This window comes from Paenibacillus roseus (assembly GCF_016424485.1).
Classification (GTDB): domain Bacteria; phylum Bacillota; class Bacilli; order Paenibacillales; family Paenibacillaceae; genus Paenibacillus_D; species Paenibacillus_D roseus.
Genome location: NZ_JAELUP010000107.1, coordinates 23,861 through 46,551 on the forward strand (window position 1 = coordinate 23,861; position 22,691 = coordinate 46,551).

A 22,691-nucleotide genomic window follows, 5' to 3' on the forward strand; every position below is an offset into this window, starting at 1 on the left:
TACAAGCAGGGAGTTTTTAATGATGGAGAGCCATTTTTTCGCTTATTTGTACCGTCTTCGCTATATTAAGCGCTGGAGCCTGATGCGCAATACGACCAAGGAAACTGTAGCCGAGCATTCCTATCATGTGGCGTTGCTCGTCCATATGCTATGTGAAATCGGCAATCACCTGTTCGGACGCACGCTGAACAGCGACCGCGCCGCCGCGATGGCACTGTTCCATGATGCCGCTGAAGTATTCACCGGGGATATTCCGACGCCAGTCAAGCATCACAATCCGAAGATGCTTGCCAGCTTCCGCGAACTGGAAGCGCTCGCTGCCGATCGCCTGCTCGGGATGGTACCGGAGCCGCTGCGGGAGGCTTACGCCCCGTTGATTAGGGCGTCAGGACATGACAAAACGGCAGAATCAACGGTTGATCCTGCCGATCTTGAGTTGCGGAAATATCTGAAAGCAGCCGATCTACTCGACGCTTACCTGAAATGTGTATCCGAGTTGTCCTCCGGCAATCGGGAGTTCGCTGTCGCCAAGGGACAGACCGAGCATTCGCTCGCCAAACTGGAGATGCCGGAGGTCGAATGGTTCCTCACGCATCTTGCTCCCGGCCTTGGCAAAACGCTGGATGAACTGTCCGAATCCTGAATTTCCTCCTAAGTCCCAGAGCGCAGTTCCAGCACCGCCTTGCGAATCGCAGCGTACAGCTCCTGCCATTGCGGGTCTGCCCCAGACACCGGTACGTCCGGCTGTGTAACAGCAGATGAGGAGGCCGGGAGCTTCCCGTGCTCTCCCGTCACGCTGTCTTCGGCGCCATCACGCTTGCCGCTGTCCGGCCGGTTATTGGCAGTCAGCCGGTTATTTGCCGCCGCCTGCTGTCCGTTACCGGCAATCTGCTCGCGTTCTTCGCTCATAGCTCCCACCCCTTTGTCTGGCCCCTTATTTCCGACTGTCCGCCACCCGGATAGCTCTTTTTCAAGATTCATGCCGGATTACTGTCCCTAATTACCCGCTCAACCATGTTTTACGCAACGTGAACAGTTCCCTTAATTCCTCATGGGACAGTTCAGTGATCCAACTTTCAGAACTGTTGACGACTTGTTCATTCATCGCCTGCTTGCGTGCAATCATATCATCAATTTTTTCCTCCAGCGTGCCGAGCGTTACGAACTTGTGAACCTGAACTTCCTTTTGCTGCCCGATTCGGAAAGCCCGATCCGTCGCCTGATTCTCCACCGCCGGATTCCACCAGCGGTCAAAGTGGAAGACATGGTTCGCGGCAGTCAGGTTAAGCCCCGTACCGCCCGCCTTCAAGGACAAGATGAAGGCGCACCGTTCCTGCTCGGGATTCTGATAATCGGCAATCATCGCATCGCGTTCCGCCTTGGAGACGCCGCCGTGCAGGAAGGGCACCCGCAGTCCGAGCAGTTTTTCAAGCTCAGCCTGCAGCATGCTGCCCATATCAACAAACTGGGTAAAGATCAGGCAACGCTCCTGTCTCGCCGCGATTTCCTCCACCATCTCCAGCAGCCTTGTCACTTTGTTGGAGCGCTCCGCCTCCCATTTGGCTGCGCTTCCCTTGTGGTCCCTCAGCAACAAGGATGGATGATCGCACAGTTGCTTGAGTCTGGTTAAGGTCGCGAGGATCAATCCCCGCCGCTGCATCGGCGTCAGCGTGTTCAGCTTCTCCAGCAGGCCGCTGACCGTATTCTCATACAGTGTCCCCTGTTCAACCGTCAAGGAAATATAAGTCTTGGCTTCATGCTTGTCAGGGAGCGCGAGCGCAATCGCCGGGTCCTTCTTCAGACGGCGGAGCATGAATGGCTGCACCCAGCGCTGAAGCCTGTTAATCAGCTCTTCATCTTTGGTCCGCTCAATCGGCTGTACGACTTCCCGCCTGAATTCCGCCAGCGAGCCAAGATAGCCGGGATTCATGAAATCATGAATGGACCACAGTTCCGTCAGCCTGTTTTCCATCGGCGTCCCTGTCATTGCAATCCGATGGCAGGATGGAATCTGTCGAATGGCTCCCGACTGTTTCGTGTAGACGTTTTTGATATTTTGCGCCTCGTCGAGACAAAGAGCATTCCACTTGATGCTGCTTAGTTCCTCGTTATCAAGCGGGGCCAGCGCATACGAGGTAATGACCAGATCCGCATCCGAAGCTGCCTCGCGGAATTCGTCTCCCTTCAATCTCCGAGGGCCGTAATGAACGAAGACGCGCAACGCCGGTGCAAACCGCTCCAGTTCCTTCTCCCAGTTGCCAATCACCGAAGTCGGGCAAATAAGCAGCGACGGCCCTGTCCACGCAGTTCCCGGCCTGGACGCAGCCTCCTCTTTAATATGCAGCATATAGGCGGTGAACTGGATCGTCTTCCCCAGTCCCATATCATCTGCAAGGCAGCCCCCAAGTCCGAACCTTCTCAGGAAGACAAGCCAGGACAGCCCTTGCAACTGGTAAGGCCTTAACTCACCGTGGAACGAGGCAGGCTTGTCGATCAGCGGCAATTCACTCGTCTGGCGAAGCTGGGTGAGCCAGCGCTCCAGATGAGCATTCAGCTCCACCTCGGCCTCAATTCCGGCTCCTATCAGCTCTTCATCCAGATAACGGTCCGGCCAGCCGCCGCGAAGGTGGAGCTCCAGCATTTCGCTGAGGGAGAGCGATTTCTTCTCTCCCTTGGTCTTCATCCAGCGGCGGATTTGCTCAATATCATCATGGTTCAGATAGACCCATTCACTGCGGATTTGCACAAGCCTGCGCTTCTCATCGGCCAGCCGCAAAAACTCCTCCTCGGTCAGATCCAAGTTGCCAACCGCAATTTTCCAGTCAAAATCGACGATTGCATTCAGGCCAAATACAGGATCGGACATGGAGCCAACGGATGACTTGATGTTCGCTTTAAGCCGCGGCTTGCGGATTCGCACGGCCTCCCACCAGGCCGGGAGCAATAGCGAGCTTCCGGCCTCAAGCAGTCTCACGCTTCCTTCCTCCAGAAACAGCCACGCTTCCTGATCGGTGAGCGATTGCTTCAGCAGACTCCCCTTCCCTGATGCAAGCGGAGGGTAAGCTTCAATCCAGCGGTGAAGCTCCTTGTTCAGCCTCTCCTGCAGGAGAGGCTTCCAATGCTCTGGCAGACTCTGCCCTTCCGTCTCCACGGGCAGCCATTGTTCCCCATTGTAGGCAAGTGCCACCGACAATGCTTCCTCCTGGCGGCTTTGCAGCAGGAGCTGGAACTTCCAGCTCCTGTCTTCCTGCGGCTCTGCCAGCCGCAATGCAATACGGAAAGGCGTATGATCCTGCTTCCAGCCGATCCGCGACCACCAGTCCTCCTTGTCCCGGATGAGGCTGTCGCCTTTGCTCCTGTCCATCCTTGCGGACAGGAAGGACCAAGCGAGGCGCGCTTCCCGGCTGCTCTCAATCGCCTGATCTGCCGCCAGGCTCAGCCATTCATCAGCCAGCCCCGGCTTTAGCCCCTCAGCCGCGGCGGCATGTCTCCAGCGTTCATAAGCCTCATGCTCAGCCTCTGGCAGATGCAGGCTCCACCTGGAGCCGCCCCCCGTCCAGCCGGCCGGACTCGGGGCATACCAGCCTTCAAGCAATGCTCGATGGAGCAACGATGCCGCTTCGATGTACAGTGCCATCCGGCTGCTCCATTGCACCTTCATCAGCCTCGCATGGACAGGCATCGCCAGATAATCGACAGCCAGCAGCGGAGGCAGCAGCAGACCGTTCATGCCCTGCACGTTCTTTTCTTCGATCTCAGCCCCGTACCAGGAGCCCTCATGCCAGGCAAACATAAGCTGCTTCAAACGCTGTACCGAGCCGTTCACATTCCTGTAGCTGAGCCATAGGCCTTCATTGTCTAGCCAACTCCCGTCCACAGCCCAGACGATGCGTTCTGCCGCTTTTATCATGACATGACCTTCCCTTTCCACAACTCCTCCTGAAATGCCCGGAGCCGCTGATATTTATCGGCAATGCGGGACACATAGCGATTCCATTTTCCGGTCTGGCCTTCCTCCGTGTACAGCTTCTCCAGCTTCTTCATTAGCCTGACCGCGGTTCGATACCCTTGCCGGTTGCGTGCCAATATCGCCTCATCCACAGCTTGATGATACAGTGGAATAAGGCTTGCGGGCGCAGATTTGCTCACTAAGCGTAAATCCCCCGCATCCAGTTCATCCGGACGGATGCCCAAATACAGTTGCAAATCCGCCCATTCCTCATATTGCGCCGTATGAAGCCAATGCGCCGCCAGCTCATGGTACGAAGCAGGCAGGAAAGCAATCAATCGGTCATTCCACTCGGCCTGACCGCCACCGCCAATCACATCCGCCTGCCTGCACAAGGTCAAGTATGGCCTCAGCACTCCCGAGTTCCGGCTGCCAGCAAGCTTTTCATGCAGGTAATCCATCCATAGCCTAAATCCTTCCCACAAGCGCTCCTCCAGTCTGCGGTTGACGAACTTGTATACGAGCTCCGAAGTCCGTTCAAACTCCGTCTCCTGCATTCGACGCGCCGCTTCGGCATCGTCTCCGTCGACCATATCCAGACAGGCAAGAGCCGCCTGCACGAACGCAGCCGGGCGCAGCCGCTTTGCCTGCGGAATATCCTGCGAAGCCGATTGCTGGCCCGTTATTTCCCCTTCATTATGCTCAACCTCTGCCAGTACAGCTTGCAGAAGCTTGCGCTCGCCTTGACGCCAGGCCATATCCACGGCCAGCTTCTCAGTCAGCGCATGATACAGCAGATCCCATCGAAGCAGGCTGGACGTTACACTCATTGCTCGCTGCCGCAGCGTAGAGGTGAGAGACTCCAGCCAACGCTCCTCTTCCTCTCCCAAGGCGGACGGATACATTCCTTGCGTCAGCTCATAGAAGTTGTGAATCCACGGGTCGACCGTGCGGTTGAAAGACAACTCGTAGTAGTAGCGACTATAACTGTCCGTTGCCTCATAGGCCAGCTCTACCTGCTCCAGCACAAATTCGATAGCATGCATCCAGTGCAGCCGCTGCCGAATTCTCTCCCAGTGCTTGGCCGTGCTCTTCATCTCTGACAGCACCGCCTGCAGCGGATGCAGCGACTGCTTGCAATGCTTCCACATTTCCCCGTACATTTTGAAGAACCATTCTCGCCATACATCAGGTCCAGCCTCATCCGGCGGACGCTTCGCAGCCAATTCACGCTTCATGCGCTTTTGCTCGATTGTCCCTTCACTGACAAGATGGCGGTACATCTCCTCCGAATCAAGCCCGATCAACGCACAGTATTGATAGAAGACCGCCGCCATATGCTTGCAGTAGCCTGCATATTCACAGGTACACTTGCTGTATCCGAATTCATCGGTATGAAGTACAACTGCATATACGCTGCTTCCGTTTACCGCCCCGTATATGGAGTTCCCTTCTATAACCTCTGTCGTCATTACTCTGCGGTTGCAATAATAATCCCACCCGTTGGATAGTATATGCCTCGGCATCTGGGAGCCGAACTGCTCCTCCAGATAGGCCATCTGCTGCTGATCCAGACGTATTAGTCTATCCATGCTGTTCTCCCCCATCCGTTTGGTATTGCCGCAGACATAACTGAACTAATGCCCGGACGCAAGCCCGAGCAAGACAGCATTAGGGCATCGTCAGGACGCCCTATTTTTTATTCGGAATATGGATGACAATGGTAATTTTTTGCGACTGGTCCAGCTTGACTTGAAGCTGTCCCTTATACTGTTCTACGATCTTGCGGACAATCGACAAGCCCAGTCCCTGATGCTCGCCGCCCTTTGTCGTATAGCCTTCCTCAAACCATGAGGTTTCCTTAAGCACATGCGCTCTCTCCGTGTAGTTGGAGACAATGAATTCAAGCTGTGAACCGGCGGACCCTGACAACTCAATGAGTCGCTTATCGTCTGGATAGCGGCTCACCTCATCCAGGGCATTGTCAATCAGATTGCCCAGCATTCGGGTCAGATCCAATGATTTTACACCTAATTCCAGTGTCCCCATCCCTTCAAAGCTGCATGCGAGCCGGGTCTTCTGACCGGCAGCCTGAGACTGCTTGGAGCGCACAAGCGCCGCTATTGCCGGATTATCGATTGTGATCAACTCATTCAGCTCATGTACCTCGCCGCTTAAATCCACTGCATACATCTTAAGATCTTGAATCTTGTTGAGCGTAGCCATAGAATGCATCGTCTGAACATGATTGATGAAATCATGACGCTGCGCCCGGATAGAGTCATACAGTTGATTCATCTCCTCCAGGTACGTCTCCTGGGCTTCCCTGACGACCCGATCTCGTGAGGTTCGAAAGACTCGTAGCGCAATCCATACGATGGCGCCGCTCAGCAGCGAGACAATAGCAATAATCAAGCCGACATTGAAAAATTGACCGTCCAGCGTCTCCTGTATGGAGCGATAATCGGAAACAATGCTGAGCACATATCGGCTTAACGGCTGACCTGTCTCATCCAGAATGCTGGCAACCTTGCTGATTTCAACAGGAACAAATTTTTTCAGCACATGCCTGCCATTGATCGTCGTATTGATCGTCATGGATTTGTTCGTTTCAAAAACTTCGGCAATATACCCGGCATCCGCCTGCTCCTGGTACTGGTAAGCGCCGAATATGATCGGCTGCTGGGTAATATGCTTCAGCTCTTCGCCGCTTTCCGTCTTCGTCGTCAGTTCCCCTAGCGGGAACGTCCTGGGATTGAAGGCGGTAATTTCGAGGATGGAGACATTTTCCTGCAATGTTTGGTCAATCAGCTTGTTTACGCCGGTAATACTCTCATATTGCTCCTGCATCTCATAGCTGACATACGGATCTGTAATATAGTTGGTGGAGCCGTCGAAATAATAGCCCCATTTGCGTACCTTGCTCGTATCAGTCGTAGCAACCTCATATGGTCCTGTCCAGAAGTTCTTGAGCGATTGTCCCCACTCAATCGTGACATTCTGTTTGTCAAACAGCTCGTTGAAAGCCTGGTACCACGGTTTCCATGTCGATGTCTTGACATTCAACTGCTTGGGGTCAGAGGATCTGTACAGCACAATATCATTCTCTGTACGTTTGAGCAGGGTAATATGCAGGACGCCGAGCCGCTCGCTAAGTTCAACCAACTGCTCGTTGCTGACTTTCTCAATATCCGGGTCCAGAGCATATTGCGCGGCGATAGCCGCCGTCCTAAGCCCGCTGCCAATCAGCTCCTGGTATTTCTCCGCTCCGAGCCTCGATTGCTCGACCGAAATTTCGATCTGCTTGGCAACAGAGCTCATTTCGTGGCTGAGACTCTCTTCAAGCGATCGCTTCGTTGTATAATAATAGACCGTGTTGTTGATCAATAACAGCATCACGATCACAATGGCAAGCAGCAGCCATCTGTTTCGTCGCATCATCTGTTACAACCCCTGTGGAATATTTCACTACGGAAAAATTATTGCCGTTTTTTCAATAAACACCGAAGAACCCATTTTCTTTCCTGCCGCTTCTTGTATTTGGGCAAGGAACGATAGATATCGACTGCCTCGCGGTAAGCCCCAGCCGCCTCATTTGAACGTCCGAGTTGTTCATAGATTGTCCCGAGTCTGTAATAAGCTTCGCAGGAAGAGGAATGAAGCTGTCGGAATGTATCCAGGTAGTGCAGCGCCTTGTCTGTGTCTCCAGTGGAGTGCAAAGCTGCCAATCGCAAATACGGCTGACCGTACTTGACTCTCGGATTAATGCTGAGCCCCTTCAATATGGCCTCCTCGCCACGGCTCTTATCACCAGTATGAAGATAGGCCGTACCCAGATCATTCCAAAATTCCGCCGAGTCTTCCATGACATCTCCGATCGACTCCAGCCACTTGCGGGCTTCCCGGTAATTTTTCTTTTCCATATAAAGTCTGGCTACATCTTGCTTGGCCGTAACATCGCCGGGATTCAGCAACAACTGCTGACGGAGCTTGGCTATCTGGCTTCGCCGCTTGAACGGACGCACCAGACTGGGCGTCAAGCCAATGAAGCGCCGATCAATAAAATAAACGATGACGAGCAATACAATGATAGCGATAAAAGGATTGCCGAATAGCCACCACAAAAGTGGAAACAACAGAAACTTTCCCATCTCTTCCCCTCCGATGCTTCATCATATAATCATAACATAAATGGTGACAAATGTTGATTCAGGAATTTAGAATATAAGTAGCATACATACAGGAGGTTCAAGCAATGAACAACGAGTGGAGCCGATTAAAAACAGAGTTGCCTGAGCTTCTGGAACAAAGCCGCAAGGAGGCGGCTCATGGTCAGGTAGCCGAATATATTCCAGAGCTGGCCCATGCCCATGCCTATGGATTGGGGATTACAATTGCAGACCTTCAGGGAAATGTCATTCATGCGGGCGAACACGAGCTTCCCTTCACCCTGCAGAGCATCTCCAAGGTGTTTACACTGCTGCTCGCACTGATGGACCACGGGGAAGAGACTGTTTTCGCTAAAGTCGGCAAAGAGCCTACGGGCGACGACTTTAACTCCATGCTCAAGCTGGAGCTTGTAGAGCCGGGCATACCGTTCAACCCGCTTATAAATGCCGGCGCAATCGCGATATCCTCCCTGATCAAGGGCCGTACGCCACAGGAGAAATCGGGCCGGGTACTGGAGTTTTTCCATACGATTGCCGGGGATAACAGCCTCGCTGTCAATGAGAACGTGTACTTGTCGGAAAAACGCACAGCGCACCGCAATCGTTCGCTCGCTTATTTTCTGAAGGAAAATCAGGTACTGGAGGAGGATACGGATGTGGAGGAAGTGCTGGATATCTATTTCCGCCATTGTTCAATTGAGGCCAACTGCGCTCACCTGGCCGCCATGGCCCTGATTCTCGCTAATCAGGGTGTCGATCCGGCAACAGGCGCACAACTGATTCCGAAGCGGTATGTCCAAATCGCCAAAACTTTCATGATCTCCTGCGGAATGTACAATGCCTCCGGCGAGTTCGCGATCCAGGCTGGCATACCGGCCAAGAGCGGCGTGTCAGGCGGTATTCTGACGCTGGTCCCCGGACGCTATGGCATTGGCGTGATCGGACCTGCGCTAAACAGCAAGGGCAACAGCACTGCCGGCGTGCATTTACTTGAATCCCTTTCCCTGTCTTATGGATGGAGCATGTTCTAGGCAGGCAAGTAAACAAAAATTCACGAGGCTCCAAGGTATGTTTTTCAGTCAATTTGCCAACATAAGGTTAGCGTTCCAAATAGACTGGAGGAGGAGGAAGAAGCATGAGCCCGTCTTCGAATCAAAGCAAGCAAACATTCCCGCCACAGCATCAGATGCGGCAGCCAGGGCTGGAATCCGAGATGAAGCCTCTGCCTGTATTTGAATCCGACCACTATCGTGCCGGCGGCAAGCTGGGGGGCAAAACCGTATTGATCACAGGCGGAGACAGCGGAATCGGCCGAGCTGCTGCCGTTGCCTTTGCCAAAGAAGGCGCCGATGTAGCGGTTGTATATTTAGACGAGCATGACGACGCAAGACTGACGCAAAAACGAATCGAGCAGGAAGGCAGACGATGTCTGCTCATATCGGGCGATGTAGGCGATGAGCGCTTTGCCAAGCAGTGCGTCAAGGATACCATTGACACTTTCGGCAAAATCGATGTGTTGGTCAACAACGCCGCTGAGCAGCATCCGCAGCAGAAGATCGAGGATATTACAGCCGAGCAATTGAACAAAACGTTTCGAACCAATGTATTCGGCTACTTCTATGTCACGAAGGCAGCTATGCCTCACCTGAAGCAGGGCGCATCCATCATCAATACAGCCTCCATTACGGCTTACCGTGGCAACGCAACTCTGCTTGATTATTCCGCCACAAAAGGAGCGATCGTCGCCTTTACCCGTTCGCTTGCCGTGAACGTGGCCGAAAAGGGCATTCGTGTCAATGGCGTCGCGCCAGGACCGATCTGGACGCCATTAATTCCTTCCACCTTTGATGAGCAGCAGGTGTCCACCTTCGGCTCGGATACGCCGATGAAACGGGCCGGGCAGCCTGCCGAGTTGGCAGCCGCCTACGTTTATTTGGCTTCAGACGACTCCTCGTATATGACAGGACAGATGATGCATATTAACGGGGGCGAGGTTGTTAACGGATAGTCCGCATCCCATGTTAATCAAGAAAACGGCTGCGCTGCTCCGATGTGGGCAGCATGCAGCTGTCCTGCTTGCCGAACCAGCGATAGCGGTTGCGCGCGAAAACTCCGTAGCCATACTCTCGAACAAAACCAGGAATCATAATAAGCGCTGCCCCCAGCCGCCATGGCCATGGCAGATACCGGCAGATGCGCGCAACCGCATCCGTCTTCACATAGCACTTCTCCCCTTCAATCAGCACAATGCCGTCCACATTTTCTACTTCGTGAACCTTCATTAAAGCTTCACCAGTATTACTCTGCTGTGCAGCGAAACGAAAATATCCGCGCGGGTCTCGCTTCAGAATAAACTGTACACTGCTGTTGCAAAAGCTGCATACGCCGTCATACAACAAAATCGCCCTATCATTCACAGGTAGCTCCCCTTTTATACTTAAGTATATCTTATTTTGAGCGCCATCTGAACTTTTCATGTAGAAACAAAAACGGCCGGTCTGCTTGAGACGGCCGCTTGCAATGGATTTCATTAAGATGTAGATACCGAAGCACTCGCTTTGCTTTTGTTTCTCAATCTGCCAGCCAGAAGAACAAGCACAACTACCAGAGCGCTGAATCCCCATTTAATGGCGGAAATTTCACCAAATATGCTGTGGAGCAATGGCTCTTCCTCAATCATTTTGGCCGCTGTAAAGGCAAGCACCCCTGACCCAATGTAAATGATAAACGGAAAACGATCCATCAGTTTCAAAATCATCGTACTTCCCCACACCACAATCGGCACACTGATCAGAAGACCGAGAACAACTAGCACATAATTCCCGTGAGCCGCACCGCCGACTGCCAGCACATTGTCCAGCCCCATTGCCGTATCAGCAATAATGATCGTGCGAATTGCCGCCCATATGTTTGTTGACGTCTTCACTTCATGAGACTTATCTTCCACCAGCAGCTTGTAGGCAATCCAGATCAGCAACAGTCCGCCAACAACGCGCAGTCCAGGAATTAGAAGCAGCCATACAACCACGATTGTCAACAAACTGCGAATGGCGATCGCACCGAAGGTTCCCCAGAATATAACCTTTTTTTGATTTTCCTTCGGCAAATTCCGTGCTGCCATCCCGATTACAATCGCATTATCCCCTGCAAGTACCAAATCAATAATTACAATTGCCAGCAAAGCTGACCAAAATTCCGGTGAAAAAAGCTCCATTACCGAGCACTCCCTCTACATAATATAGTCTCTCGTGAAACATAAGGAATTATCGGAGATAAAATCTTATATTTCTTTAAAATCTCCACATGTTGTGTATTTCAGTCATCATTTCATTGTTTGGGCTTATCCCTCCTCGGAACATAAAAAATGACCATTACCGCGCACGGTAATGGTCATCAAAAAGATAAACCTTTACCATGCGGTAAAGGTCTGGCTAACAACGGAACGCTGCCAACAAAGCCGGAGGCAATTATCCTCGTGAATTGACGACTTTGTTGTAAAAGCTACTCCCCTTTAATAAGACAATTTTTACACAAGGCAGGAAGTTCGTCAAGAACAATTTTTGGAAAAGCATAATATATGGAAATGTCCATAAAAAAGCCTTCCGATTATCCTGAGGCAGGAAAACAGGAAGGCTTAATAATCAGCCGGGGCGAACGCAATTAAATCGTGAGTTCTCCGAGCTTGATCAGTTCGACAACAGCCTGGGAACGGCCTTTGACATTTAGTTTTTGCATGACGTTGGAGATGTGGTTTCTGACGGTTTTCTCACTGATAAACAATTGCTGCGCTATATCTCGTGTCGTTTTGTCCTGAACCAACAACTCGAATACTTCACGTTCACGATGCGTCAACAAAAATTTGCTTTTGTGCTCGCTGGCCTTCAAAATGAGTCACCCCTCCTTGCGTGGGTTTTTGTGGTATAACAAGGTTAAGGGATACAGTCAAAATATAGTATGAAACAGATTACAGAGTGGTGCGGTAAGGCTTAAATTTGGGCACTGCCAGCGTTGCCCTTCATACTCGGCACAATTTAATACCAAAAAAAACAAGCGTTACTTAATAAGGCATCGCTTGTTTCTAAACTTTATATGTAATTTCCATCGTCTCGAAGTCGACTTTGCATCTTGCTTTAAGCATACAATCAATTCCAAGTATTCCGTCAAAGCCATAAGGCTCTTGTATAGAACCGAGTTGGATCGAAAGTTCGTTTAAAGCAATACTCTCAATTTTAAGTTCAGGAATGGCTTGCTCATAGCAAATTTCGCTTGTTCCCCTACTCCATACATTCGCTTGGCCCTGCCATTTATGAAATCAATATAGACACCCATCTGAGCAAGCACATCGGTATCAAAAACCGTTGCTGCACATCCTGTATCAAACAGGACGTTCTGTACACAACCGATTGATTGTTATGAGTCAAAGTCAGGGAGACAATAGGCAAGCCGTGCTGAAGTTGTATCTTCATGTCCGTTGCCTTATACCTGAGAAAAACCCTTCAACAACTTCAACATCACTTCGACTGGTGTGGAATACATATAACTCACGTGTCGGATGCAATTTTTGCAAACGTTTACACCCATTCCATGCTTCTTGAGGATTGTCGTAGTCCTGAATAACAGCCATTTCCTCTAATTCGCGTATACGATCGTTGGAGCTTGCTTTGATTGCCTCCAACAATACAAACCGATTTGGATGAAATTTGGTAATTCCCCCCACTTCATCGGTTTCACCTCGCTTTGGTTGTCCTTACGTCATTATATCATAGATGTTGGGATCGATTTGCTATTGAGCCAAAAAAGCTCCGAACAAAAGATATAAGCGTTAACCTGCAAAAGCGGGTCAACGCTTATATCTTGTCCAAAGCTGCTCTCTAACATCTTCAAACGATCACCGTGCTTGAGTTCTTTCGGGAAATACACGCTCGACCATTGCGTTGAATTCGGCAATCAGACCCTGAATCGGATGTCCGGCACGTGCCTCATCCATATAGCTGGTCATACGCCCTACAAAATCAGGATTTGTGGATACAAACACCTGTTGAGTGTCCGGTTTCACTTTTTTGACTTCCGCCGCAATCTTCTGCTTCAAGTGATCGGTAATCGCCACATCTGTACCTGCTGAATGGGTTCTAGTTGTCCCTGGCGCCCGAGAATCATGAAGATTCACAGCAACATAAGCATTTTTGTCGCCAAGCATAACATAAGCCGATTTGACTTCCTTCAGAGAGACAACACGGTTCGCCGCGGATTCGCTTACATCGATTTTGTAGTTCTGATGCGCGCCAATAACATTATTGCTATTCAAGCGGCGTCCGTTAACGCGGTTCATTTCATTTGCTTGATCATTGGCAAAACGTTTATTTGTAATGATCCGGTTGCCATTGGCATCCCGAAGCACACTGTTTTGCTTAAAGCTCTTGTTCCCTACATCCCCCTGGTTGCTTGCGCACCCTGCTATCATGGCGGTCAAAGCAACACATGCGGTCAACGCAGTCAAGCCACGTTTAATCATATCAATTCCTCCATTCCGTCTTGTTGTCCCTCATATCGTGTGGAAGCGAAGGATTTCTTATACCACCAAAACATTGGCAACTTGAGGTTGACATTTGGTCGCAATTTGTGTACATTTAACTCAAATTAGCACCTGGTACTAGTATCAAGTTTTAGAACCTAGGAGGAGTAACTTATGACACAAGGGTTTTACTCCGCTCGCGCGGCTATTACCGCCATTGGCACTTATGTGCCCGAGCGTATAATTAGCAATGGTGATTTGGAAACCATGGTAGATACGAATCATGAGTGGATTGTTCAGCGGACCGGGATCGTGGAACGCAGAGCGGCTGCGGAAAATCAATTTACAAGTGATATGTGCTTTGGCGCGGTACGTGATATGTTAGCACGCTATCCGGTAACCGTCGAAGACGTCGATTATATTCTTGTCGCTACAACTACGCCGGATACGTTCTTTCCTAGCGTAGCATCGCGCGTTCAGGCCGAGTTTAATATTGCATCAAGCGGAGCAATCGACATTCAAGCAGCCTGCTCCGGCTTCGTTGCCTCATTGCAGACGGCGGCAGGCCTGCTGGCTTCCGGCACTTGCCGTAAAATTCTTGTCGTTGGGGCCGAGACGCTTACGAAGATTACGGACTATACAGACCGATCCACATGTATTTTGTTTGGGGACGGGGCCGGAGCTGTTTTGGTGGAAGCGGATCAAGCAGACTCGTTCCTGGCCGCGTATACCAAAACTGAAGGCAACATTGGACATCATGTATACTGCTCCAATCTCTCCGATCATGTAGGCGGCGTTCCGATTGACCAGAAAGGCAAGCTTGTCCAGAATGGACGCGAGGTATACAAATGGGCGGTGACACGCGTCTCAGATGGCGTTAATAAATTGCTGGAGCAGCAGAGTCTTACTCCCCGGGATATCGACTGGTTTATTCCGCACAGCGCAAATTTGCGTATTATTGAAGCAGTCTGCGAGCGTACCGGAATTACAATGGATCAGACCCTCTATAGTCTGGTGCATTACGGCAATACATCGGCAGCTTCAATTCCGCTGGCCCTCGACCTTGGGATCAAGGCAGGGAAAGTAAAGCCCGATCAGCAATTGCTGCTTTACGGATTTGGCGGCGGATTGACCCAATCGGCCCTGCTTCTGAAATGGACTCTCGCTTCTTGATCTGAATACAATGAACGGGCTATTGCCTGAAGTGCATAACCCCACGCCGCCTTCCACATCCCGACATAGGTTATATACTAGGAGAAGTTGGCCTTATAAGCGATACGGATGCAATGTGGAAGGCGGGGTTTGGCATGAGACTATTGTTTACGTATTACGTCCCCAGCGGAGGGGTCGAAACCTTGAACCGAACCCGCTGCATAGCCTTGATGAAGGCTGGTATTGAAACGCACTTGCTTTATTTGCAAGAGGGGGCGGGAAAGCAAAACATTGCAGACATTCCTCTATTCATATCCAACCTGGATCATGAAATTTCATCGCTCATTCAAACGTATCCATACGACGCCATTATTTGTACAAGCGATTATTTAATGCTGCCCCGTCTGCGAAGTATGGGCCATACGGGGCACATTATTTTTGAAGCGCAAGGCTTTGGGATGATCAGCCAAGCCAGAGAGTTGATGGGGGAGGCCGCTCCATTTATTCGAAGCTACGCCAATGCGGCAATGTGTACCCCTACCCCCCACCTGATGCAGCTCTATCACGAATTTCTGTCCGGCTTTCCCCAGTTTTTTATTCAAAATGCCGTAGATACCGAAACGTTCTCATCACAGCGTCCCGACAACCAGTTGGAGCCGGCCCATGGACCTGTTCTCGCATGGGTAGGCAGACTGGAAAAAAATAAAAATTGGCTGCTTTATATCGAGACGGCTGTCGAACTGATCAAGAGCGTTCCGAATTTGCAGCTATGGATGTTTGAAGACGCCAATCTGTTTGAACCGCAAGAGCGGGCTTATTTTGATAGGCTTGTCTCATACTACCAGTTGGCCGGACGATTGACGGTACGATCCAATATTCCCCACCATCAGATGCCTCTATATTTCTCGGCGATTGACCAATCCGGCGGTCTGCTATTCTCTACCTCGCATGTCGAAGGCTTTGGCTATGCAGTTGCGGAAGCCATGAGCTGCAGTTGTCCGGTGCTTGCGACCACTTCAGACGGCGTACAATTCTTTATTAAGCATAATCGGACTGGTAAGCTGATCATGGAGCATAACCCCTCCCTTGCTGCTATGGAGGCTCTGGAGCTTATTACGGCAAGTGAGTTGCGGGATCAGATCAAGAGCGAGGGCCGGCAGCATATCCGGGAGCATTTTTCACCCCACCGCTATGTAACCGATGTCTTTAATATATTGCGGGCTTTGGGTCTACCTTTGTGATGAAACGCAATGGCCGGTTCGCAAAAATTCCGAATCAATACCGCACTTGTCCGTGCCCTGCTTGGTCATCGTGCCATATATTGATTTGGAACGACAGCGGGAATGGAGGTGAATACTCATTTTACCTTTAGTGTCGATCGTCATACCTTTCTATAACTGCCCGTACATTGAACAATCTGTAAGCAGCGCATTGCATCAAACCTACCCCAATATTGAAGTCATTGTCGTGGATGACGGCTCAACCATGCATCAGGAAAGGCTTGCTCCTTACCATTCAAGCATCCACTATATTGGTAAAGCCAATGGAGGTACAGCAAGCGCCCTCAACCACGGATTTCGTGTCGCAAGCGGCAAGTATGTGACGTGGCTGAGTTCCGACGATCGTTTTGTTCCGCACAAGATTGCCTTTCAGACCGCATTCATGGAGCAAATGGGAGCTCAAATCAGCCACACTGATTTTGACGTCATGAATGAACATGGGCACATTACCGTTAGGGGCGAAGGCATGAAATTTCCTACAGCCCGTTCCTTTATTGATTCGTTTCGCCGGGTATGTCCCGTAAACGGCTGTACGATAATGATGAGACGGGAGCTGCTGCCTGCGCTGGGATGGTTTAATGAAGGGCTAAAGTATACGCATGATTATGAATTATGGATTCGCGTCATACTCTCCCGGGTCGATTTTCATTATATCAACCAGCCGTTGACCGTTTATCGCCGACATTCAGGCATGGGGACCGTACGCTTTATGCCGCAAGTTCAACAAGAGCTGGCTCTCATTCATCAGCAGTATGGCGCCATGCTGGATGCGCTAGTAGCCTCTATCCCGGGATGAATCCGGCGCTCGGAAACAAGAATAACAGCTGCCCCGCAAGCAATCCAAATTGAGGGCAGCATAACAGGAAACGCGAGACGCATCCAAAAGCTTTGCCGCTTATGGATGCGTCTCGCGTTTCCTGTTGACTACTCGATCCACTGTAAACATTAACAATTTTGCCACAGCAGTTCCTGTATGCGGCTCCTTTCCGTGCTGTCAGACCTTCACCTTCCAAGACGTACATGGACCAAAAGGTCTCTTATGGAGTCACGGAAAGGAATGTGCGGCCTCCATCCCATCTCCTGCATCGGCCTCCCGTCCTCAGATGCCGGTGACGGCGCAGCTGAGCTGCCGATCTGAATATCAAGCGGACATAACGCAAGTTCTGAAAAGGTGTCGGCTACTTCTCCAAGCGTAATCATCCTGCCTGATACAACCGGATAAATGATGCCGGGCTTTCCTTTTAAGAGGATCGTTTCGTAGGCTGTCATCGCATCGCGCACATCCAGAAAATCCCGCTTTTCAGTTCGGGAGGAAAGTTGAAAGCTTGAGGTTTGCAAAGTACTGCAAGCTTCTTCCCTCTGAACCGTATAGCGTGCAAGCAGACTGCACAGCCCGGTGGAACGACCAGGGCCTATGAGGTTGGAAGGCTGGGCAATCAACACTTCCATCCTGTACAACTGCGCCCAGCACTGTCCAATCAACACCTGAAGCGTCTTGCTCATCCCGTAGGGATGGGACGGCTTGGGAAGTTCATCATCCTGCGGAAGCTTGAAGCGCAGCATTGAGCCGGCGATAAGCACCTTGACACTCTTCTTGAGGGAGTGGGCTGCATCTAGCAAATATGCTGTTGCAAGCAGATTCGTCTCCATGTAGGCAATCGGATCCTGCCATGATGGCTTTACCGCGTTCAGTCCGGCCAAATGGAGAATATAGTCCGGCTGCGCCCCGTGAATCAGCCGATTCACCTGTTCCCTGTCAGTCAATTCGCAGGTTCGGGACTCTACAGCTGCCGGCCATTCGACTCTTGTATTCGCAGTCCGGGGAGAGCCGGAAGCAGCAGTACGTACTGCTGCCGTCACCTTCATCCCCCGTGATGCAAAGTACCGGCAAGCATGCTCCCCGCAAAACCCGCCGGCCCCTGTAACAAGTATATGTGGTCCTGTGCTGCTCATATGTCGCTCATCCATTGCGCCAATTCCGTCAGCATTTCGGCATATCTTTTAACCTCAAACTGCCAGTCTTCCCGAATGGGGCTGAGACTGCGATCAATGACAATATCCGAATCGGTCACAATCGTCACTTCGTCATGGCCAAGGTGCTCTTGCATGAGCAGCAGCAGCTCATACTTGTTGATCGTTTCCGGAGCTGTCAGTTGAACAAGCCCGCCGATATGCGGATTTTCAATCGCATATTCCATAGCCTTTGCCAATTCAAGTGTAGTGACTCCATTCCATAGCACCCGTTCATAGCCTTTTATTTCTCCCTTTTGAGACAAAAACCATTGCATAAGACCGATACCGTTACTGCGTATCTCAGGACCAATAATGGAAGTGCGAATTGTCAAATGCGGTCCGGTGCGCAGTTCGCCAAGCGCCTTTGTACGCGCATATACGGTCGTGCCGTCAGGCGTATCAGCCTCTGTGTAGCTGCCCTTTGCACCGGAAAACACACAATCTGAACTGATGTGAATAAGCCTGGCTTGACAACGATCTGCCAAATGGGCCAGCCAGTGAGGCAGAAATCCGTTAATACGGTATGCCATTAACGGATGGTTCTCGGCCTCCTGGTTTAGCATACCTACAGCGTTCACAATTACATCCGGCTGCTCGTCGAGCACCAGCGCTTCGACCGCTTCATAATGAGAGGCATCGAGAAATCTTCTTCCCTCGACAAACGGCTCGAAGCCCTCCGCACGGGAAACCCCGGACTGTCTGCTCGTATAAACAACCTGGAAGGATGAACGGGACCTGAAATACCGCACTATCAAATGTCCAGCCATTCCGTGGCCTCCGATGATCAGCAGCTTCATGCGAGGAAGCCTCCCCGAATCAGCATTCTGCGAATCTCCGACTTATCCATCAGTCCTTCGCTGGAGCAGAAACTCTCAAAATCCACTGGCAGGCAATGCCTGTAATGCTCCTTTAATCCGGGAATTTCCAACGGAGGCAAGATGACGAGATACTGCTCATCGTATACCACCGTGCTTTTGCTCTCAAAGTCGGTGAGCAAAATCTCATGCAGCTTTTCTCCAGGTCTTACTCCGGTTTCCACCATGCTTACCTGCTTGCCCATTTTCTCCATTAACACCTCAGCAAGGTCGGTAATCCGGCAGGTCGGCATCGTCATCACATAAATCTCACCGCCTACACTTGCTTCTGATGCCTTGAACAGCAGGAAGATGGCTTCTTCCAGCGTCAGGAAAAATCGGGTCATTTGCATGTCAGTGATGCGAACCTGATTTTTATGCCGAATCTGATTCATGAACAGATGCACGACACTGCCGTTCGTCCCCAGCACATTGCCGCCCCGTACACAGACGAATTTCGTTTCCGTCCGCAACAGGTTGGCATAGACAATCAGCTTCTCCCCGATTGCTTTCGTCATGCCGTAGAAGTTGGACGGGTTCGCTGCTTTATCCGTCGATATATAAATCACGCGCTTGACCTGATTAGCGATTGCAGCCTCAATGACATTTTGCGTGCCGATCACATTTGTTTTCAAGGCTTCATACGGCTGCTCCTCACAGACCGGCACATGCTTGAGCGCTGCCAGATGAAATACATAATCCACAGACTCGCATGCCTTGACAATCGCTTCTTTATCGCGGATATCGCCAATGCAAAAGCTGAGCCTGCTGTCTTCAAACGTCCTGCTCATGGCAACCTGACTGGACTCGTTGCGGGAGAATACGATGATTTCTTTCGGGTTCTGCGGGAGCAGTTGGCGAACCAGCTCATATCCCCAGGAACCCGTGCCGCCTGTGACTAAAATGGTTTGATTCTCAAACATTCCATTTCCCCCCAAGCAAGAATTTGACCACCTTATTCGAGACATTCTGTGCTAAATAACCACTCGGGGGATTCCAATCGGCAGGAAAAGAGATCATTGCTCTGACAGCGCTGATAATGCGTTCAGGAAGGAGACCCGATACGATATTGCTGCCGCAATCCACGGTTTCCGGTCTTTCGGTCGTATGACGGATCGTTACCGTGGGAACCTGCAAGATACAGCATTCCTCTTGAACTGTACCGCTGTCCGTTATGGCGCACCGGGCATGCTTCTCCAGCTTAACGAAGTCGAAAAATCCAAATGGCTCATGAAGCTGGACAAGTGGATGAAGCTTCAAGTTTACCCCGCCTTGCTCCAATTTCGACCGAGTACGTGGGTGAATGCTGCATATGACGGGCAGCCCCAGTTCCTCAGCTGACAAATTGATGCCCTCGATAATGCCGGACAAATGCTGCGGATGGTCCACGTTTTCAGCCCGGTGAGCGGTGACGAGCAAATACTGGCCCTCCTGCAAGCCAAGCCGCTCCAGCACGTCGCTGCCGTCTATCTGCTCCTTGAAGTGTTCCAGCACTTCATAGATCGGATTGCCGGTCACTACGATCCGGTTGCTGGGAAAGCCCTCGCGCAGCAAATTGGCTTTGCTGTATTCGGTATAAGGCATGTTAATCGTAGAAATGGCGTCAATAACTTTCCGGTTCTTCTCCTCCGGCACACTCAGGTCAAAGCAGCGATTTCCTGCCTCCATATGAATAACCGGAATCCCCATTCTTTCCGCGATAATCGCGCTAAGTGCGCTGTTCGTATCGCCTAGCAGCAGCACCAGATCGATTTTCTCAAATCGAAGTATCCGATCAACCTCCCCGAACATGATCGACAATTGTCCTCCTAACGCGGACTGATGGCTTTCAATCAAATAATCGGGATGACGTATACCCAGCTCTTCAAAAAAAATATCGCTCAGTGAAGCAGTGAAGTTCTGGCCCGTATGCACAAGAATATGCTTTTGGGCTAACCTGTCCAGCTTCGGAATAATCAGACTCAAGCGGATAATTTCAGGTCGGGTCCCCAGTATGGTTGCAATGTTCAACCAATGCTCCTCCATTCTTTGCCAGCCCTTCGGCAGCAGCAATTATTTTATGCCCGGCGTTTGTCCGTTCTCTTTCTGCCGGCTGCTCCTGCCGAATTGCGCTTTCGGCGGACAACCCCCTTTTTCCTGGCATGCCGCTTGCCCCGGCCGGAGCCTATGCCCCTTTTTCTTTTTCCTTGATTTTTTCCTTTTCCCTTGACCAATTTGCGGCGACGTACTCTCCGTCTGGCCGGGGAGGCAGGAGGCAGCTCCAGGATGGGGTCCCCTAACGGGAAGGTTTCCAGCATCTCGTCTGTTATCGTGCGAACATTAGAAAAGGAATGCCCATGCCCCAGAAAAGCTTTCTCCGAAGCAAAAGGCCGCAGACGCCCTCTGTCAAGCACATATACGGACTGGGAGGAGCCTCTTACCAGATGAAGCGGAGTATGTCCTTTTATTGCAAGCAAATCAAGAAAATGGCTCAGTCGCTTGCGATAGGCTGCGATTCCAAATACCGCCTGCGCATTATAGGAATTGCGCATTCCTGTCTGTACAAGCAGCTTCTCGTCATCCAGCAACCTTGCTACTTTCTTTATCAGACCGTCAACCTCACCGGTCGGTACAAGGAACTTTTTATTGCCCGTAAGGTTCAAAATCTCTCCCAGCCCGCCCGAATCATAGGCAACGACAGCTTTTCCGAACAACATCCCCTCAAGGGCAGTCATACCGAACCCCTCAGGCATCAGGCTTGGGACGACCAAAATATCAAAGGCAGGATAAACGCTCTGAATGTTTTGCTCAAAATGAATTCGGCGGAATCGGTCCATCATTCCCGCTGCGCGCGCAAGGTCAAATGTCTCTTCTACATACTCTCTGTCAACGGGATGACCAATGACTGCAAATACAGCCTTAGGGAATCGCTGACCGATCTGCAAAGCCATGTTCATGAAATGCTCAAAGCCTTTATTCCTATAAATCGAGGCAGCGACATACCCGATCACTCGCTGTCCGTCATGGAAGCCTAGCTCGGCTCGCTTGCCTGCCCGGTTTTCCACCCATGCCCTTGGCTGATAATCCTCTCTATCCCAAGAAGGAAACAGGATTGTTGTCTTGTCATCCAGTCCTGCATGGTGAAACGGGCGCAAGGTTGTAGACGAAATGCCCACGATCCAATCGGCATGTTGATGAATAAAAGCAGCGGAATGCGCAGTATGTTCAGTCTCCATGATCGTCTCCATGACCGCCCATATCCTGGGAATGCCCAAAGCTTTGGCAGCCATTGCCGGAAGCGGGTGGACGCAGGTATTGACAAGAACCAGCTGCGGACAGTGCACTTGAAGAAGTGAAATCGTTGCGGGCCAAGCGGGATGATGTTTGAGTGCTTCCGACTCCTGCCAGGAGGACGGACCGGCAAGATAAAGGGCAGACGTAATCGGGATCGGCATATGAATAACCTGTATACCGGACTTCCTGGCCTTTCTTGCTAGGATGCCTTCCTCTGGGACGACAAGTCTGCATTCATAAGAGTTTTGGAGTTCACGGAGCATGAACAACAGGAGCTTTTCTGCGCCAGTAATAAAATCCGCACCACAAATATGAGAAAATGCAATCAAGACCGGTTTGCTGTTCGTCAATTTCCTGTCATACCCTGCAATGTGCGGGTATGCGTTCACCTCCTTGTGCTATTCTCCAACTAATATATTAATGAGGCATCCATATCGGCACGACATTTGAACCGTGAACAAATGTACAAATTGCGGCTTTTAGCTTCCG

The 22,691-nt window shown here is 51.0% G+C and carries 21 protein-coding genes; 6 read left to right on the forward strand and 15 right to left on the reverse strand.

The features are described 5' to 3' along the window. The first annotated feature begins 22 nt into the window (after positions 1 to 22). Positions 23 to 643 carry a 5'-deoxynucleotidase gene (yfbR, locus tag JFN88_RS21505; RefSeq protein WP_199021559.1) on the forward strand — a complete coding sequence of 207 codons (621 nt, stop codon included), beginning with the start codon at positions 23 to 25 and terminating at the stop codon, positions 641 to 643. Positions 644 to 651: 8 nt separating this feature from the next. On the opposite strand, the gene JFN88_RS21510 is transcribed toward yfbR, so the two are convergent. From JFN88_RS21510 to JFN88_RS21530, 5 genes are all read right to left on the reverse strand, one after another. Then, positions 652 to 909 (reverse strand): hypothetical protein, encoded by a 258-nt coding sequence (locus JFN88_RS21510; RefSeq protein ID WP_199021389.1) that lies wholly within the window; start codon positions 907 to 909, stop codon positions 652 to 654. A gap of 91 nt (positions 910 to 1,000) precedes the next feature. Beyond that, entirely contained in the window at positions 1,001 to 3,931 is a 2,931-nt protein-coding gene (locus JFN88_RS21515) for a DEAD/DEAH box helicase (RefSeq protein WP_332908528.1), read from the reverse strand. Then, positions 3,907 to 5,541: an SWIM zinc finger family protein gene (locus JFN88_RS21520; RefSeq protein WP_199021390.1), complete on the reverse strand. Its 1,635-nt coding sequence runs from the start codon at positions 5,539 to 5,541 to the stop codon at positions 3,907 to 3,909. The genes JFN88_RS21515 and JFN88_RS21520 overlap by 25 nt, the downstream gene beginning before the upstream one ends. A 100-nt stretch (positions 5,542 to 5,641) precedes the next feature. After that, entirely contained in the window at positions 5,642 to 7,390 is a 1,749-nt protein-coding gene (locus JFN88_RS21525) for a sensor histidine kinase (protein ID WP_199021391.1), read from the reverse strand. Between the two features lie 38 nt (positions 7,391 to 7,428). Then, entirely contained in the window at positions 7,429 to 8,100 is a 672-nt protein-coding gene (locus JFN88_RS21530) for a tetratricopeptide repeat protein (RefSeq protein WP_199021392.1), read from the reverse strand. Between the two features lie 104 nt (positions 8,101 to 8,204). Between JFN88_RS21530 and glsA the strand changes: the two genes are divergently transcribed. After that, positions 8,205 to 9,149 (forward strand): glutaminase A, encoded by a 945-nt coding sequence (glsA, locus tag JFN88_RS21535; RefSeq protein WP_199021393.1) that lies wholly within the window; start codon positions 8,205 to 8,207, stop codon positions 9,147 to 9,149. A 104-nt stretch (positions 9,150 to 9,253) separates the two neighbouring features. After that, positions 9,254 to 10,126, forward strand: a complete 873-nt coding sequence (locus JFN88_RS21540; protein ID WP_199021394.1) for an SDR family oxidoreductase — start codon at positions 9,254 to 9,256, stop codon at positions 10,124 to 10,126. A gap of 13 nt (positions 10,127 to 10,139) precedes the next feature. Here JFN88_RS21540 and JFN88_RS21545 read toward each other — a convergent pair whose 3' ends face one another. The 5 genes from JFN88_RS21545 to JFN88_RS21565 form a co-directional block, all read right to left on the reverse strand. Further along, positions 10,140 to 10,535 carry a thiol-disulfide oxidoreductase DCC family protein gene (locus JFN88_RS21545; RefSeq protein ID WP_332908529.1) on the reverse strand — a complete coding sequence of 132 codons (396 nt, stop codon included), beginning with the start codon at positions 10,533 to 10,535 and terminating at the stop codon, positions 10,140 to 10,142. A gap of 113 nt (positions 10,536 to 10,648) precedes the next feature. Further along, entirely contained in the window at positions 10,649 to 11,332 is a 684-nt protein-coding gene (locus tag JFN88_RS21550) for a TerC family protein (protein WP_199021395.1), read from the reverse strand. Positions 11,333 to 11,778: 446 nt separating this feature from the next. After that, a complete protein-coding gene (locus JFN88_RS21555; protein ID WP_028562177.1) occupies positions 11,779 to 12,003 on the reverse strand; it encodes a helix-turn-helix domain-containing protein in 225 nt (74 codons plus the stop codon). 577 nt (positions 12,004 to 12,580) lie between these two features. Continuing rightward, positions 12,581 to 12,835: a hypothetical protein gene (locus JFN88_RS21560; protein WP_199021396.1), complete on the reverse strand. Its 255-nt coding sequence runs from the start codon at positions 12,833 to 12,835 to the stop codon at positions 12,581 to 12,583. Between the two features lie 171 nt (positions 12,836 to 13,006). After that, positions 13,007 to 13,630, reverse strand: a complete 624-nt coding sequence (locus tag JFN88_RS21565) for a YhcN/YlaJ family sporulation lipoprotein (protein ID WP_199021397.1) — start codon at positions 13,628 to 13,630, stop codon at positions 13,007 to 13,009. Between the two features lie 174 nt (positions 13,631 to 13,804). On the opposite strand from JFN88_RS21565, the gene JFN88_RS21570 reads away from it, so the two are divergent. The 3 genes from JFN88_RS21570 (at position 13,805) to JFN88_RS21580 (ending at position 16,858) form a co-directional block, all read left to right on the forward strand. Beyond that, entirely contained in the window at positions 13,805 to 14,803 is a 999-nt protein-coding gene (locus tag JFN88_RS21570; protein ID WP_199021398.1) for a ketoacyl-ACP synthase III, read from the forward strand. A 134-nt stretch (positions 14,804 to 14,937) separates the two neighbouring features. Beyond that, positions 14,938 to 16,023: a glycosyltransferase family 4 protein gene (locus JFN88_RS21575; protein ID WP_199021399.1), complete on the forward strand. Its 1,086-nt coding sequence runs from the start codon at positions 14,938 to 14,940 to the stop codon at positions 16,021 to 16,023. A gap of 130 nt (positions 16,024 to 16,153) precedes the next feature. Then, the gene (locus JFN88_RS21580) at positions 16,154 to 16,858 is read left to right on the forward strand and encodes a glycosyltransferase (RefSeq protein ID WP_332908530.1); all 705 of its coding nucleotides are present in this window, start codon (positions 16,154 to 16,156) and stop codon (positions 16,856 to 16,858) included. 206 nt (positions 16,859 to 17,064) lie between these two features. Here the strand turns inward: JFN88_RS21580 and JFN88_RS21585 are convergent, their stop codons facing one another. The 5 genes from JFN88_RS21585 to JFN88_RS21605 are packed head-to-tail and all read right to left on the reverse strand — an operon-like array spanning position 17,065 to position 22,591. Beyond that, positions 17,065 to 18,015 carry an NAD-dependent epimerase/dehydratase family protein gene (locus tag JFN88_RS21585; protein ID WP_199021400.1) on the reverse strand — a complete coding sequence of 317 codons (951 nt, stop codon included), beginning with the start codon at positions 18,013 to 18,015 and terminating at the stop codon, positions 17,065 to 17,067. Continuing rightward, positions 18,012 to 18,872 (reverse strand): dTDP-4-dehydrorhamnose reductase family protein, encoded by an 861-nt coding sequence (locus JFN88_RS21590; protein ID WP_199021401.1) that lies wholly within the window; start codon positions 18,870 to 18,872, stop codon positions 18,012 to 18,014. Before JFN88_RS21590 ends, JFN88_RS21585 begins: the two co-directional genes overlap by 4 nt. After that, positions 18,869 to 19,852 carry a polysaccharide biosynthesis protein gene (locus JFN88_RS21595; protein ID WP_199021402.1) on the reverse strand — a complete coding sequence of 328 codons (984 nt, stop codon included), beginning with the start codon at positions 19,850 to 19,852 and terminating at the stop codon, positions 18,869 to 18,871. Before JFN88_RS21595 ends, JFN88_RS21590 begins: the two co-directional genes overlap by 4 nt. Then, positions 19,845 to 20,939: a non-hydrolyzing UDP-N-acetylglucosamine 2-epimerase gene (wecB, locus tag JFN88_RS21600; RefSeq protein WP_199021403.1), complete on the reverse strand. Its 1,095-nt coding sequence runs from the start codon at positions 20,937 to 20,939 to the stop codon at positions 19,845 to 19,847. The genes JFN88_RS21595 and wecB overlap by 8 nt, the downstream gene beginning before the upstream one ends. A 47-nt stretch (positions 20,940 to 20,986) precedes the next feature. Continuing rightward, the gene (locus JFN88_RS21605) at positions 20,987 to 22,591 is read right to left on the reverse strand and encodes a glycosyltransferase (protein ID WP_199021404.1); all 1,605 of its coding nucleotides are present in this window, start codon (positions 22,589 to 22,591) and stop codon (positions 20,987 to 20,989) included. Between the last annotated feature and the right edge of the window lie 100 nt (positions 22,592 to 22,691).